Origin of the sequence: Idiomarina sp. 29L (genome assembly GCF_004123135.1) — a bacterium.
In the GTDB taxonomy this organism is placed as follows: domain Bacteria; phylum Pseudomonadota; class Gammaproteobacteria; order Enterobacterales; family Alteromonadaceae; genus Idiomarina.
In genome coordinates, this window is the sequence record NZ_SDJS01000002.1 from 608,970 (window position 1) to 621,797 (window position 12,828).

Annotated in this window: 15 protein-coding genes; 10 read left to right on the top strand and 5 right to left on the bottom strand. The window is 47.1% G+C overall.

What is annotated here, in order from left to right; genetic code table 11:
* Positions 1-19 precede the first annotated feature (19 nt).
* From EST55_RS06560 to EST55_RS06570, 3 genes are read left to right on the top strand one after another with little or no spacing between them, the layout of a single operon-like run.
* Positions 20-379, top strand: coding sequence for a curli production assembly/transport protein CsgE (locus EST55_RS06560; protein WP_240665263.1), 360 nt, complete (start codon positions 20-22; stop codon positions 377-379).
* Positions 380-392: 13 nt separating this feature from the next.
* Positions 393-779, top strand: a complete 387-nt coding sequence (locus EST55_RS06565) for a curli assembly protein CsgF (protein ID WP_100691032.1) — start codon at positions 393-395, stop codon at positions 777-779.
* Positions 780-791: 12 nt separating this feature from the next.
* Positions 792-1,553 carry a CsgG/HfaB family protein gene (locus tag EST55_RS06570; protein WP_164976530.1) on the top strand — a complete coding sequence of 254 codons (762 nt, stop codon included), beginning with the start codon at positions 792-794 and terminating at the stop codon, positions 1,551-1,553.
* Positions 1,554-1,563: 10 nt separating this feature from the next.
* Here the strand turns inward: EST55_RS06570 and EST55_RS06575 are convergent, their stop codons facing one another.
* Entirely contained in the window at positions 1,564-2,211 is a 648-nt protein-coding gene (locus EST55_RS06575) for a response regulator transcription factor (RefSeq protein ID WP_088769217.1), read from the bottom strand.
* A 377-nt stretch (positions 2,212-2,588) separates the two neighbouring features.
* Here EST55_RS06575 and sufB point away from each other — a divergent pair, with 377 nt between their 5' ends.
* Genes sufB through EST55_RS06610 form a run of 7 tightly spaced genes read left to right on the top strand, consistent with a single transcriptional unit; the run spans position 2,589 to position 8,602 of the window.
* Positions 2,589-4,025 (top strand): Fe-S cluster assembly protein SufB, encoded by a 1,437-nt coding sequence (gene sufB, locus EST55_RS06580; protein ID WP_088769218.1) that lies wholly within the window; start codon positions 2,589-2,591, stop codon positions 4,023-4,025.
* A gap of 3 nt (positions 4,026-4,028) precedes the next feature.
* A complete protein-coding gene (gene sufC, locus EST55_RS06585) occupies positions 4,029-4,781 on the top strand; it encodes a Fe-S cluster assembly ATPase SufC (RefSeq protein ID WP_126752169.1) in 753 nt (250 codons plus the stop codon).
* Entirely contained in the window at positions 4,778-6,028 is a 1,251-nt protein-coding gene (gene sufD, locus EST55_RS06590; protein WP_129496898.1) for a Fe-S cluster assembly protein SufD, read from the top strand. Before sufC ends, sufD begins: the two co-directional genes overlap by 4 nt.
* Positions 6,025-7,242: a cysteine desulfurase gene (locus EST55_RS06595; RefSeq protein WP_129496899.1), complete on the top strand. Its 1,218-nt coding sequence runs from the start codon at positions 6,025-6,027 to the stop codon at positions 7,240-7,242. Before sufD ends, EST55_RS06595 begins: the two co-directional genes overlap by 4 nt.
* Before the next feature lie 15 nt (positions 7,243-7,257).
* On the top strand, positions 7,258-7,614 hold the full coding sequence (locus tag EST55_RS06600) for an iron-sulfur cluster assembly accessory protein (protein ID WP_088769222.1): 357 nt from the start codon (positions 7,258-7,260) through the stop codon (positions 7,612-7,614).
* Positions 7,615-7,634: 20 nt separating this feature from the next.
* Positions 7,635-8,168 (top strand): putative Fe-S cluster assembly protein SufT, encoded by a 534-nt coding sequence (gene sufT / locus EST55_RS06605; protein ID WP_088769223.1) that lies wholly within the window; start codon positions 7,635-7,637, stop codon positions 8,166-8,168.
* Between the two features lie 20 nt (positions 8,169-8,188).
* A complete protein-coding gene (locus tag EST55_RS06610) occupies positions 8,189-8,602 on the top strand; it encodes a SufE family protein (RefSeq protein WP_088769224.1) in 414 nt (137 codons plus the stop codon).
* On the opposite strand, the gene EST55_RS06615 is transcribed toward EST55_RS06610, so the two are convergent.
* The 4 genes from EST55_RS06615 to EST55_RS06630 all read right to left on the bottom strand — a co-directional run bounded on the left by EST55_RS06615 (position 8,599) and on the right by EST55_RS06630 (position 12,757).
* Positions 8,599-9,798, bottom strand: a complete 1,200-nt coding sequence (locus tag EST55_RS06615; RefSeq protein ID WP_129496900.1) for an HDOD domain-containing protein — start codon at positions 9,796-9,798, stop codon at positions 8,599-8,601. The two genes, EST55_RS06610 and EST55_RS06615, sit on opposite strands and share 4 nt — an antisense overlap.
* 84 nt (positions 9,799-9,882) lie before the next feature.
* Entirely contained in the window at positions 9,883-10,404 is a 522-nt protein-coding gene (locus EST55_RS06620) for a cytochrome b/b6 domain-containing protein (RefSeq protein WP_240665264.1), read from the bottom strand.
* Positions 10,405-10,408: 4 nt separating this feature from the next.
* On the bottom strand, positions 10,409-10,690 hold the full coding sequence (locus EST55_RS06625; RefSeq protein WP_088769226.1) for a PepSY domain-containing protein: 282 nt from the start codon (positions 10,688-10,690) through the stop codon (positions 10,409-10,411).
* 9 nt (positions 10,691-10,699) lie between these two features.
* Entirely contained in the window at positions 10,700-12,757 is a 2,058-nt protein-coding gene (locus EST55_RS06630; RefSeq protein ID WP_240665277.1) for a prolyl oligopeptidase family serine peptidase, read from the bottom strand.
* Between the last annotated feature and the right edge of the window lie 71 nt (positions 12,758-12,828).

Genomic DNA, 12,828 nt, shown 5'->3' on the forward strand with positions numbered 1-12,828 from the left:
TATGATTAAGAAACTCTTATTGATAATAATTTTAATAACACCATTTAGCCACGCTGACGAAATTGAGCTGGGCGGTATGGTTTTAGACCGAACGATCTCGCGTTTTGGTAAAGACTTTTTCTTCTATTACACAAGTTACTGGCGGGACATTCCTTCAACAAACGGTATTACCGTCGTCGTCAACGAACGCGTCTATCCGCAGGCTGGAACCTATTTGTGGGTGGAGATGGAACAAAAGAAAGTGTTCGAGACCTATTTTGGGCGACGCCAGAACGACGTTAAAAAATTAGCCGAACAGGCCATCCTTATTAGTATTAACGAAGTCGCTCGCATTAAAGCTGACTCCGTTTTCGACTCGCCAGACAATAATGAATTTTAACAAGGCGTTAATTATGAAAAAACTCTCAACTGTTACTTTGGCTCTACTACTCACTTCGGCATCAGTGAGCGCAACAGAGATAGTCTATCAGCCAATAAACCCAAGCTTCGGAGGAAATCCCTTAAATGGTAATTTCCTTTTGCAAAAAGCTCAGAGCCAGAATGCTCATACCGCTCCAGATGAAGGTCGCTCTTTCGTTGATAGATTCCGCGATGCACTGGAGCGCAATATTATCAACTCTCTCACCCGTCGTATTGCAGATGGTGAAATTGTCGAAGGTTTGTATGACACCGGTGAGTACACCGTAGAAGTTATTGGGCAACCTGACGGTAGCGTGCTTGTTTACATCACGCACAACGAAACAGGCGAACAAACCGTCATTACCATGCCGGCAATATAAAAGAGAGTAACTATGACTATACGAACGATAACTTTAATGGCTGTTTCATTACTCATGTCGGGTTGTGCAATGATGCCCAAACCTACTGACTTGAACATTACGCCAGCAGAGATAGATGCGCCAAGTTCAATGATGATGACACTACAAAAACAGCCAGTGCCAAAAAGCCGTATCCCAGTTTCAGTGTACGCTTTTCGTGATCAAACCGGGCAGTATAAGCCACAAGCCAATGTTTCAAGCTTTTCAACGGCGGTGACTCAAGGAGCCACTTCCATGCTGACGCAGATGCTGCTTGAGTCTGGCTGGTTTCTACCAATGGAGCGGGAAAACCTTCAAAATCTGTTGACTGAGCGAAAAATTCACAATTCCAGTAAAGACTCTGACTTACCGCCGTTAAGAGAAGCCAGACTGCTGCTTGAAGGCGGCATTATTAGCTATGACACTAACGTTAGTACTGGTGGTATCGGTGCTGAATACTTCGGCATTGGGGCATCAGAGCTCTACCGTGAAGATCAGGTTTCAGTGTACTTGCGCGCCGTCGACGTATACACGGGTCAAGTCCTGCTTTCCGTATCTGCCAACAAGAAGGTCTTCTCACAAGAATTAAGAGCAGGTCTGTTCCGGTACGTTTCTTTAAATCGTTTAGCGGAGTTTGAAGGGGGTTATTCAACTAATGAACCTGTCCAACTTTCAGTGAAACAGGCGATGGAAAAAGCGTTAGTGGAACTGATAGAAAAAGGTCAGGAGCGAGGCTTTTGGCGGGCAGATAGCTAGTACCAGCTCGTTAATTGGTTGACGCGTAACTCGCCCACTTCAAAAGTTCGACTCGGTTACGCGCACCTGTCTTTCGGAAAATCGAAGACAGGTGCGTTTTCACAGTATGTGCGCTGATATTCAATTGCTCACCAATTTCTTTATTTCTGGCGCCGGTGCCGACCAATTCGATGATTTTTAACTCTTGCGGTGTTAAAGAACTAATCTGTGAAAAAGACGTAGCCGTGTCGTCATCAGCATGACGGCGCAACATCATTTCTTCTATTTTGTCTGACAGTAATGATCGCGGGTAATAAAGTTCGCCCTGGCTAATGACCTTCAATGCGGTTAGCACCCGGTCTAAATGTTCATTTTCATAGATAATGCCGCGCGCACCTAAGTTCAGAGCCTGCGAAGGCTTAACAGAATCCGGCTTCACATTCACCAAAAACAGGGCGTAGCTCTTTGCAAGCGCAGCGACTTCATTCGCTGTGCTCGTACGTGATAATTGCTCAGAACTTAACGAGTACGCAACCATAATCTCTTTATCTGGAATCTGGTTAAGCAACTCATGTAGGCTTGGATGAATTACTTCGATTTCCAGTGACTCCGCAAGTAAAGCGAGGTTCTGCGTCCGTTTTTGGTGTTCAATTAGAGCAAGTTGAGAAAAGCGCGTCATAACACCCCTTAAAACCGACTACAAAGACTTTCAATTTTTTATTTACATTTTTTAAACGAAAGCCATGACCCTTTATAATAGCAAAAAAGAGCCGCTGGGAAGATAGTGCAGGTAAGCAATATGTAACAATTTGTTACATCCCTTAAAAATTAAAGAGTTGCCAATGCAAATTGTACGACTCATTTTGTTATTCAAAGGCTACATGACTTATCAAAAAAGCCAAATCCTACCAGCGCCCAAAATCCCAACCTAAGGCGACAAAGTATACAAACAAACGTATAATGCGCGCAGCCTAAAACAAGGGCTCGGATAAAGTTGAGTGTTTTAGTCAGGTATTTTATAATGCTCAGTATTCGCATATAAGTAAGGTGGTAAACATGAGCGAACAAATTGATCAGGCTCTTCAACGTAAATACGATGCAGGGTTTGTCTCTGAAATAGAATCGGAGACCTTTGCGCCCGGCTTAAACGAAGATGTCATTCGTCGTTTATCGGCGATTAAAGGTGAGCCCGAGTGGATGACTGAGTGGCGCTTGCAGGCCTACCGCAAGTGGCTAAAAATGGATGAGCCTGAGTGGGCGCACGTCGACTATCCGAAGGTCGATTATCAGTCCATTTCTTATTACTCAGCGCCGAAGAGCATGAAAGACAAGCCTAAATCATTGGACGAAGTTGACCCTGAACTTTTACGCACATACGAAAAGTTAGGCATCCCATTACATGAGCAAGAAATGCTGGCGGGTGTTGCGGTTGATGCCGTATTCGACTCAGTTTCCGTGGTAACCACCTTCCGCGAGAAGCTTGAAGAAGCCGGCGTTATTTTCTGCCCAATATCTGAAGCGATTCATAAGTACCCTGACTTAGTAAAAAAATATTTGGGCACCGTTGTTCCTAAAGGGGATAACTATTTCGCAGCACTGAACAGCGCGGTATTTACCGATGGCTCCTTCGTCTACATTCCTAAAGGCACTCGATGCCCAATGGAACTGTCGACGTATTTCCGTATTAATGAACAAAATACTGGCCAGTTCGAGCGCACACTCATTGTTGCCGAAGAAGGCAGCTACGTCAGCTATCTTGAAGGCTGTACGGCACCGCAACGCGACGAAAATCAGTTACACGCCGCCGTCGTAGAACTTGTCGCACTAGACGATGCGGAAATTAAATACTCAACAGTGCAAAACTGGTACCCGGGTGATGAAGACGGTAAAGGTGGTATTTATAACTTTGTAACCAAGCGTGGACTTTGCGAGAAAAATGCGAAAATATCCTGGACTCAGGTTGAGACAGGCTCCGCGGTTACCTGGAAATACCCAAGCTGCATTCTAAAAGGTGATAACAGCGTTGGTGAGTTTTACTCCGTCGCCCTCACCCGCGGCAAGCAGCAGGCCGATACCGGCACTAAGATGATCCACTTAGGTAAAAACACCAAGTCGACCATCATCTCCAAAGGTATTTCCGCCGGACGCAGCAATAATGCGTACCGTGGTCTGGTTCGTATGGGCCCTGGCGCTGAAGGCGCGCGTAACTTTACCGAATGTGACTCGCTGCTCATTGGCGACCAATGTGGCGCGCACACATTCCCGTATATCGAAAGCAGCAATCCAACGGCGATTGTTGAACACGAAGCCACCACCTCTAAGGTGAGTGACGACCAGCTCTTTTTATGTCAGCAACGAGGCCTCGACCCTGAAAAAGCAGTCTCAATGATTGTGAATGGCTTCTGTAAGGAAGTGTTCCGCGAACTGCCAATGGAGTTCGCCGTGGAAGCCGGTAAGTTGCTTGAAATCAGTCTTGAAGGTTCAGTGGGGTAAGACATGCTATCAATTAAAGATTTACACGCACGCGTGGAAGAAACGACCATTCTTAAAGGCCTTGATTTAGATATTAAGCCGGGTGAAGTGCATGCCATTATGGGCCCCAACGGCGCCGGTAAAAGTACCTTGGGCTACGTACTCTCTGGCCGTGAAGGTTATGAAGTAGAAAGCGGCAGCGTTAGCCTTGAAGGCAAAGACTTACTGGATATGGAAGTGGAAGAGCGCGCTCAAGCGGGTTTATTCCTGGCATTCCAGTACCCGGTCGAAATTCCGGGTGTCAGCAACATGGAATTCATGAAAGAGTCAGTCAATGCCATGCGCGAAGCTCGCGGTGAAGACGCACTAAGCTCTGCTGAATTCCTGAAAAAGGCAAAGGAAGCCTGCAAGCAGGTTGAGCTGCCTCTGGACTTCTTAAAGCGTGGCGTTAACGAAGGTTTCTCAGGCGGCGAGAAGAAGCGTAACGAAATCATGCAAATGATTATGCTGGAACCAAAGCTGGCTATTCTTGATGAATCAGACTCAGGCTTAGACGTAGACGCTCTGCAGGTAGTTGCCAAAGGTGTAAACAGCCAGCGCGACGGCAAGCGTAGCTTTATCGTTGTGACTCACTATCAGCGCTTGCTGGACTACATTGAACCGGACTATGTTCACATTCTTTCAAACGGCAAAATCGTGAAAAGTGGCGGCCCTGAGTTGGCTAAAGAAGTTGAGAAGTCAGGCTACGCTTGGCTTAAGGAAGGAGAAGTCGCATGAGTCAATGGCTAGCACAAGTGATTGAGCGTGCCGGCAATGTTGACGACTGGTTAGCATCTGCACGCTCGAAAGCGTTAGCAGAGCTAAAACAAAAAGAGTGGCCAGGACGTCGCACAGAAGCTTGGCGTTACACGTCACTGCACAAAGTTGCCGACTTAAACCTTGCAACGACAAGCAACGCGACAACCGCTGAAGCGCCCCAAGTAGAAGGCTTAAACAGCATTGATTTGGTGTTTGTTGACGGTCGCCTGACGAGCGACATGACCAACTTGGTATTACCTGATGGCGTCACCATTGCCTCTTTGGACACGAAAAACGACGCGGCAGAAAATCTGTTCGGACAAGTTAAGCCACAGCATCACTTGTTCGGCTTGGTCAATGACGTACTTGCTCAGCAAGGCGTCGTCATTGATATTGCGCCAAACGCAAACGTGGAGCAGCCAATACGCATTGTTAACTTCGCCAGCGATGGTGTGGAGTCGCACCAGCGGTCATTGGTTCGTGTCGGTGAAGGCGCTAAAGCCGTTATTATTGAGCACGGCGTAGGTAATGGCCACAGTCTGAATACCGCGTTCGCAGAGTACGACATTGCAGACAAAGCCGCTCTGGAGCATTATCGCTTAGCCTTACACGAAGGCGAAGCCATCCACGTTGGTGGTAGCCATTTCCGCTTACACAATGAGTCGAAGCTTAACAGCACACTCGTAGGATACGGCTCTCAGCTGACGCGTCTGGACGTCGATATTGAGCACGCAGGGGAACACGCCTTCGCGAAGTTCAACAACATTTATTTGCTGGCTCCCAAAGAGCACTTTGATCTGCACAGCACAATTGAACACGCGCAGCCTAACGGTACCACCGAAGAAAATGCGCGCGGCATTATTGGCGACAAGGCAAAAGCGGTATTTAACGGTCGTATTCACATACACCGCCATGCGCAAAAAACCCTTGCTGAGCTGAACAACCGTAACTTGTTACTCACTCGTGGTGCACAAATTAATACCAAGCCTGAGCTGGAAATTTATGCGGACGACGTTCAGTGTGCTCACGGTGCAACCGTTGCGGAAATTGACGAAGAAGCACTTTACTACATGCTGACACGCGGTATCGATAAGCAACAGGCCTTGGTTATGCTGAACTTCGGCTTTGTACAGGAACTGCTTTTCCAAATGCCAAATCGCGCATTAGCCGACTGGTTGCAACCAATATTGAAGCAACGCTTTGAGCGTATGATGGAGCAGCAATGAGCCTAAATGTTGCAGACATTCGCCAGCAGTTTCCGATTCTGTTTCGGGAAGTGAATGGTCGACCGCTGGTTTACCTAGATAACGCAGCAACGACACAAAAGCCGCAGGCCGTTATCAATGCCTTGGTGGACTATTACACGCAATGCAACTCTAACGTGCATCGCGGGGCGCATTACCTGTCAGATGAAGCAACGCGCCGTTACGAAGCGGCACGTCAAACGGTTGCAACCTATATTAATGCAGGCCGAAGCGAAGAAGTGATTTGGACCAGCGGTACCACTGAAGGCATTAATTTGGTGGCGAATGGTGTTTCACAGCGCTTGAAAGTGGGCGATGAAGTTTTGGTGACTGAACTGGAGCACCACGCTGACCTCGTCACCTGGCAACAAGCTTGTAAACGCTCTGGTGCTACCTTAAAAGTGGTGCCCATTCATGACAATGGCGAACTTAATGTTGATGCCTTTCATGAGCTTTTAAGCGACAACACAGCTTTTGTTGCCATGCCGCATGTATCCAATGCGCTGGGTACTGTGAACCCAATAAAGGAGCTTACTGCGGCAGCTAAAAGTAAAGGTGCTCTGGTATTAATTGACGGTGCCCAAGGTGTTGCGCACGGCGCCATCAACGTTCAGGACATTGGTTGCGACTTTTACGCATTTTCAGGCCACAAAGTGTTCGGGCCCACAGGTATTGGCGTGCTTTGGGGTCGCTTCGATGTGCTGAATGAGTGGCCAGTATGGTTAGTCGGCGGTGAGATGATAGCCACCGTCAGCTATCAGGATGCCACCTGGGGTGAGCTTCCTAACCGCTTAGAAGCGGGTACGCCTAACATAGCAGGCGTTATTGGCCTAGCTGCCGCACTTGACTGGATTCAGCAATACGACGCTGCAGAAATACGTGCGCACGAACAAGCGTTACTGGCACGAGCGACCGAGTTAGCGAAGCAAACTGAAGGCTTGAGAATTATTGGTGACGCCCCCAATAAAATTGGCGTACTCAGCTTTGTTCTGGAAGGCGCACATCCGGCCGATATCGGTTTTTTGCTGGATAAACAGGGTATCGCAATTCGTACCGGCGACCACTGCGCCCAACCCTTAATGAATCGCCTGAATGTGCCGGGTACCGCACGTGCGTCATTTACCATCTACAATACATTAGACGAGGTTGATCAGCTCTTTGCGGGCATCAACAAAGCTCGTATGATGCTAGCCTAACGGCAGGAGGACACAATGTCTGTAGAAACGTTTAGTCCATCGTCATCACTTATTTCCATGACGGACAGTGCCATTAAGTATTTTGAGTCACGACTGAAAAACGAATCGGGCCATTTGATTCGCTTATCAACCAAACAGAGCGGCTGCACAGGTTATGCTTACGTTCTTGACTCTGTTGATGCCATTCAAGACGGTGATGAAGTCGTGGAAATTAACGATAACATTAAGGTTGCTATTGCACCCAACGCGCTGGAACTGGTGCGTAATACAGAAATCGATTACGTCAAAGAGGGTATTAACGGCATTGTTAAGTTTAACAACCCTAATGTTGTTAACGAATGTGGTTGTGGCGAAAGCTTCAGCGTTACCTAAACGGGAAAGATAACAACAGCATGCAACAGAAAATGGTGAATACCTTACGCGAAGTCAAAGCGCGTAAGGTGCCATCCGGCGAACCTAAAATCATTCCCAAAGGGGAATTTGTTAATATTACCCAAGATTTGGGCGGTAATTACACCGTGACCTGGCAGGGTAATATGCTGCGCATTGACGGCACCGATGGCGACGCCATTGGCCGCAAACCGGAAAAGCTCGACTTTCCTGCGCCTGAAGACGGGCAAATATCCGAACAACAAGTTTGGGATGCACTGGAAACCATCTACGATCCAGAAATTCCCATTAACTTAGTGTCCCTTGGGCTTATTTATAAAGTCGATATAGACCAAGACAGTTCGCGGGTTAATATTGATATGACGCTCACCGCTCCGGGTTGCGGCATGGGACCGGTGTTGGTCGGCGACGTTGAGTACCGTGTCTCACTGGTACCGAATGTTGATACTGTCAATGTAAACCTAGTGTTCGATCCACCTTGGTCTCGCGATATGATGAGCGAAGAAGCGCAGCTTGAAGCTGGTGTGTTTTTCTAAACGGGAATACCGAATTAACCATGAACTTACCAACAACTGACGAAATTCTTGATGACTTAGAGTTCCTGGACGACTGGGAACAACGCTATCAGTACATTATCGATTTAGGCAAAGCGCTACCGGGTTTGCCGGAAGCGCAGCATAAAGAAGAGTATCTGGTACGCGGCTGTCAGAGTAATGTTTGGCTGATTAGTGAAGAGAAAGACGGCAAGCTGTTATTTCACGTCGACAGTGATGCCGTCATTGTGCAAGGGCTGTTAACGTTGGTTATGGCGGCTTACCATGACAAAACGCCCGCACAAATCCTCGCGTTCGATATTGACCAATATTTTAATCAACTCGACCTGGAAAACCACATTACCCCAACTCGCGGGAATGGATTAAGAGCTATTGTTGGGAAAATCCAGCAGTTGGCCAAGAACGCCAACGCTTAAATGGTATTAAACAGTTCTTGAACGTTATTCGATACAGAGCGGTAGGTTGACAACAGACGCGGTTGAATTGTTTCCAGCCGCTGCTTCATTTGAATCAACCGCTCCAGTTTCAACGCAATACTCAAGCACTGTCCCATAGGCCCTTTAAAATTATTCACTGCAGCTTGTGTTTCAGGTGACAGAGGCAACTTTTCAAAAAACGCCTTTTTATCCACGCCCAGCATTATATCAATACCAGATAGAAGACCAACAAAGTAACACTGGTCAGGATCTAAACCCTGATTCTTTTGACCCTTGGCTAACTCATAGCACATTTGTGCTCTTACCAACACCATACGTGACGCTTCCTGGCTACTGGCAGCAACGGAGCCTATAAGCGCTATCCAGCGCCGCAATTTCTCAATACCCAATCGCATGATCACATCTTTGACCCGAGTAATTGGGCTCGCCGTTGGATACAGAGGGCTATTCACAATTTTCAGAAGACTGACTGACAGCTTAGGATCTTCAGATATCACCTTCGATAACTCAGTTAAGTCTGGCTCCTTTTCAAAGCATAAGGACAGCACTTTTGCTAACTGTAACGAAGAGGGCTCTAACCGGGTGCCGTAAATAACTTCGGGCTTGGCAAAGTAGTACCCCTGGAACAGCTCAAAACCCAACGCTTCATAGGCCTTTTTAGTGGCTTCATCTTCAACGCGCTCGGCCAGCCACTTACCCTTAAAGCTAGTTAAGTCTTTTTTAAACGCCCGAACTTGCTCAACGGTCACCGTAGAGACATCTACTTTTATATACGATGCATACTTTAGCAATGGCTCCCACGCTGGGTCGAACTCAAAATCATCGAGCGCGAAACGGAAACCCTTGTCATGCCAGCGTGCTACCGCATTCACAACGGCTCGCGTTGGCTTTATGGTTTCTAAAAGCTCAATAACGACCTTATCAGGTTCAATAGGCAGGAAGCTTTGAGACAGCAGAAAGTCGCTGGAAACATTAATAAAAGCCGTTGCATCGTACTGAGTGGTTTGCTCAGTGATGCCCGCGCAAAGGTTAAACACCACCTCACTGGTAGCAGCGGTATCGCCCACGGTTTCGGCGGATAAATGAATGGCGCTTCGGTACAACAGTTCTACCGCGTAAAAACGGTTTTTTCTGTCGTATATTGGCTGGGCCGCCAATAAAGGGGATGATTCCAAACCTGTCTACTTTTTAAACACTGATTATAAGCAAGATTCTACGGTAGTTTTTAATAAAAGAAAAGATGAACGGTTGTTATAAATTTAAGATTTACGACGCCCTGTAATCATGGGCTTTATAAGCTCAATGCGGCCCCACCACCCTGTCAAAAACACGGCTGCAACATGAATAATAGCCCCTATAAATAAGCTATGGGCAATGTATTCATGAATGTTCTCGACCAGCGTGCTACCAAAAAATGCGTCTGTTTCTTCGAGCAGAAAACCGGTAGTGCCCTGTGCTAAAAACAAGAACCAAAACAGCAATATCAGCATACCCCCAACAGCGTTATGCCCGGATTCTTTAGGAATCTCGCGACTTTTTAGTTCACGAAAATGTTGAGCTATACGACTAGGGGTAGGAAAAAAATCAATAACTCGTGCGCGTTTAGGGCCAATAAAACCCCAAATAATACGAGCAAACACTAAAATCCAGACACAATAGCCAACCCACTGATGAATCGTCTCGCCAGGCTCTAGTACAAAATAATTTAGCGTAAACCCAATAACAATAAGCCAGTGGTAAATGCGAATATACTTATCCCAAATAACCACTGGCTTACTCATTAGCTTACTCTTTTTCTTCTTTTACAACGCTGCCATCAACAGGATTGAAGTAAATTTCTACCTTCTCGCCTGCCTGGTTTTTGCCGTAAATTTCATAGCAGTTGCCGGGAGTGACTTTAAACTCATTAATGTCATAGCCCTGCTCTTTTAAACCAGCCTGGAACTGTTCTTGATCCATCCACTCTGATTGTGGCGCCGTTGTGCACTGCGTTTCCGTTTCTTCGGCACTGCAAGCGGCTAACAATGCAGCTGCACCTGCCATCGCGGTTAGTTTTAATGCGTTCATATCAAACTCCTATTTTTCGTTAGGAAGTGACTCGAAGCCCATGTGATAGAGCGTAAAGCCGAAAATATCCGAATACTGCTCAATTGTTTTTGATACTGGCGTCCCCGCACCATGACCCGCATTGGTTTCAATACGAATCAACTGAGGGTTATTGCCACCCGCTTTATCCTGAAGCTCTGCTGCGAACTTAAAGGAATGGGCAGGCACCACTCGGTCATCATGATCACCTGTAGTAATTAGTGTTGCCGGGTACTCAACACCCTCTTTTACGTTATGCACTGGTGAGTAGTTCAGCAAGTATTCAAACATTTCTTTACTGTCTTCTGCTGTACCATAGTCATACGCCCATCCAGCACCCGCAGTGAAGGTGTGATAGCGAAGCATATCCAATACACCAACTGCCGGTAGAGCAACCGCAAACAGCTCAGGACGCTGAGTCATTACCGCACCAACCAGCAAGCCGCCGTTTGAGCCTCCACGAACCGCCAGGCGCTCAGACGAAGTATAGTCAGCTTCTATCAGATATTCCGCTGCCGCAATAAAGTCATCGAACACGTTTTGCTTCTGCATTTTAGTGCCGGCTTTATGCCACTCTTTACCGTACTCGCCACCACCACGTAAGTTGGCAACCGCGTAAACACCGCCCATTTCCAGCCAGGCTGCGTTAGCAATGCTGAAACTTGGTGTCAGGCTGATGTTAAAGCCACCGTAACCATAAAGAATAGTTGGGTTCGTACCATCCAGTTCAAGACCCTTTTTATGGGTGATGATCATCGGAACCTCAGTACCATCTTTAGAACTATAGAAGACTTGTTTACTAACATACTCGCTCGAATCGAAGTCCGCGCCCGATGCTTCATAAACGACCGACTCTCCGGTTTCAGGGTTCATTTCGTAAATGGTGCTTGGCGTGCTGTAGTTCGTGAAGCTGTAATACACTTTTTCAGCGTCCTGCTTCTCACTGAAGCCACTCGCGCTGCCAACGCCCGGCAAAGCAATGTCACGTAACTTATTGCCGTCGTAGTCGTACTGCTCAACTTTTGAGACCGCATCGACCATATACTCTGCAAAGATATAGCCCGCACCGGTTGACGGGTTCAATACGTGCTCGCTGTGCGCAATAAAGTCCTGCCAATTGTCCGGCTTAGGGTTACTGGCATTCACGGTCACAACACGACCGTTTGGCGCATCCATATTCGTTTCTAAATACAGCGTGTCACCACGAGTCGTCAGAACTGACGTATCATAAGCCACATCACCATCAACCAACACTAACTCTGAGTCGGGCTTCGTTAAGTCTTTAATGTACAACTTGTTACCAGACGTCGAATTCGCGGCCGAAACCACCAGAAAACGATCGTCTTCAGTTACGTAACCACCCACGTAGCGATGTTTCTCAGCTTCTGTACCACCGAAAATCAGGTCGTCTTCAGACTGAGGCGTACCAATTTCATGGTAATACAGTTTGTGCTGGTCGGTCTTCGCTGATAATTCACTACCTTCAGGTTTGTCATAGCTCGAGTAGTAAAAACCTTCGTTGCCCTTCCACGAAATACCGCTGAACTTAACGTCTACGAGCGGCTCTTCATGTTGATCACCTGTTTCTGCGTCAATCACAATAATTTTACGCCAGTCACTGCCGCCTTCAGAAATCGAATACGCCGCAATAGAACCGTCTTCACTGAACGTTAACTGCGCCAAAGACGTTGTGCCATCTTCACTAAACTTATTTGGGTCTAAAAAGACTTCGGCTTCAGCGTCTTCATTTTTCTTACGGTAAACAACGTATTGGTTTTGCAAGCCATCGTTCTTGTAGAAATAGATGTAGTCCCCCTCAAAGCGAGGCGCGCTGACTTTCTCGTAGTTCCACAGTTCCGTTAAGCGCTTTTCAATTTTCTCGCGGAACGGAATTTTCTCTAAATGGCTAAACGTTACTTCATTTTGCGCTTTTACCCAGGCTTCCGTTTCTTCGCTACGGTCGTCTTCTAGCCAGCGATACGGGTCCGCCACTTCGGTACCAAAGTAGGTGTCGACCACATCGCCTTTACGCGTCTCTGGATACTGCATTTGATTATTCACTTCTTCGTCATTGTCAGGTGACTGTGAGCAGGCTGTCAGCAAACTCACAGCAACCACTC

Coding starts and splice junctions, on each gene's coding strand:
- EST55_RS06565 (WP_100691032.1), top strand. CDS start 393: ATGAAAAAACTCTCAACTGTTACTTTGGCTCTACTACTCACTTCGGCA.
- EST55_RS06570 (WP_164976530.1), top strand. CDS start 792: ATGACTATACGAACGATAACTTTAATGGCTGTTTCATTACTCATGTCG.
- EST55_RS06575 (WP_088769217.1), bottom strand. CDS start 2,211: ATGACGCGCTTTTCTCAACTTGCTCTAATTGAACACCAAAAACGGACG.
- sufB (WP_088769218.1), top strand. CDS start 2,589: ATGAGCGAACAAATTGATCAGGCTCTTCAACGTAAATACGATGCAGGG.
- sufC (WP_126752169.1), top strand. CDS start 4,029: ATGCTATCAATTAAAGATTTACACGCACGCGTGGAAGAAACGACCATT.
- sufD (WP_129496898.1), top strand. CDS start 4,778: ATGAGTCAATGGCTAGCACAAGTGATTGAGCGTGCCGGCAATGTTGAC.
- EST55_RS06595 (WP_129496899.1), top strand. CDS start 6,025: ATGAGCCTAAATGTTGCAGACATTCGCCAGCAGTTTCCGATTCTGTTT.
- EST55_RS06600 (WP_088769222.1), top strand. CDS start 7,258: ATGTCTGTAGAAACGTTTAGTCCATCGTCATCACTTATTTCCATGACG.
- sufT (WP_088769223.1), top strand. CDS start 7,635: ATGCAACAGAAAATGGTGAATACCTTACGCGAAGTCAAAGCGCGTAAG.
- EST55_RS06610 (WP_088769224.1), top strand. CDS start 8,189: ATGAACTTACCAACAACTGACGAAATTCTTGATGACTTAGAGTTCCTG.
- EST55_RS06620 (WP_240665264.1), bottom strand. CDS start 10,404: ATGAGTAAGCCAGTGGTTATTTGGGATAAGTATATTCGCATTTACCAC.
- EST55_RS06625 (WP_088769226.1), bottom strand. CDS start 10,690: ATGAACGCATTAAAACTAACCGCGATGGCAGGTGCAGCTGCATTGTTA.
- EST55_RS06630 (WP_240665277.1), bottom strand. CDS start 12,757: ATGCAGTATCCAGAGACGCGTAAAGGCGATGTGGTCGACACCTACTTT.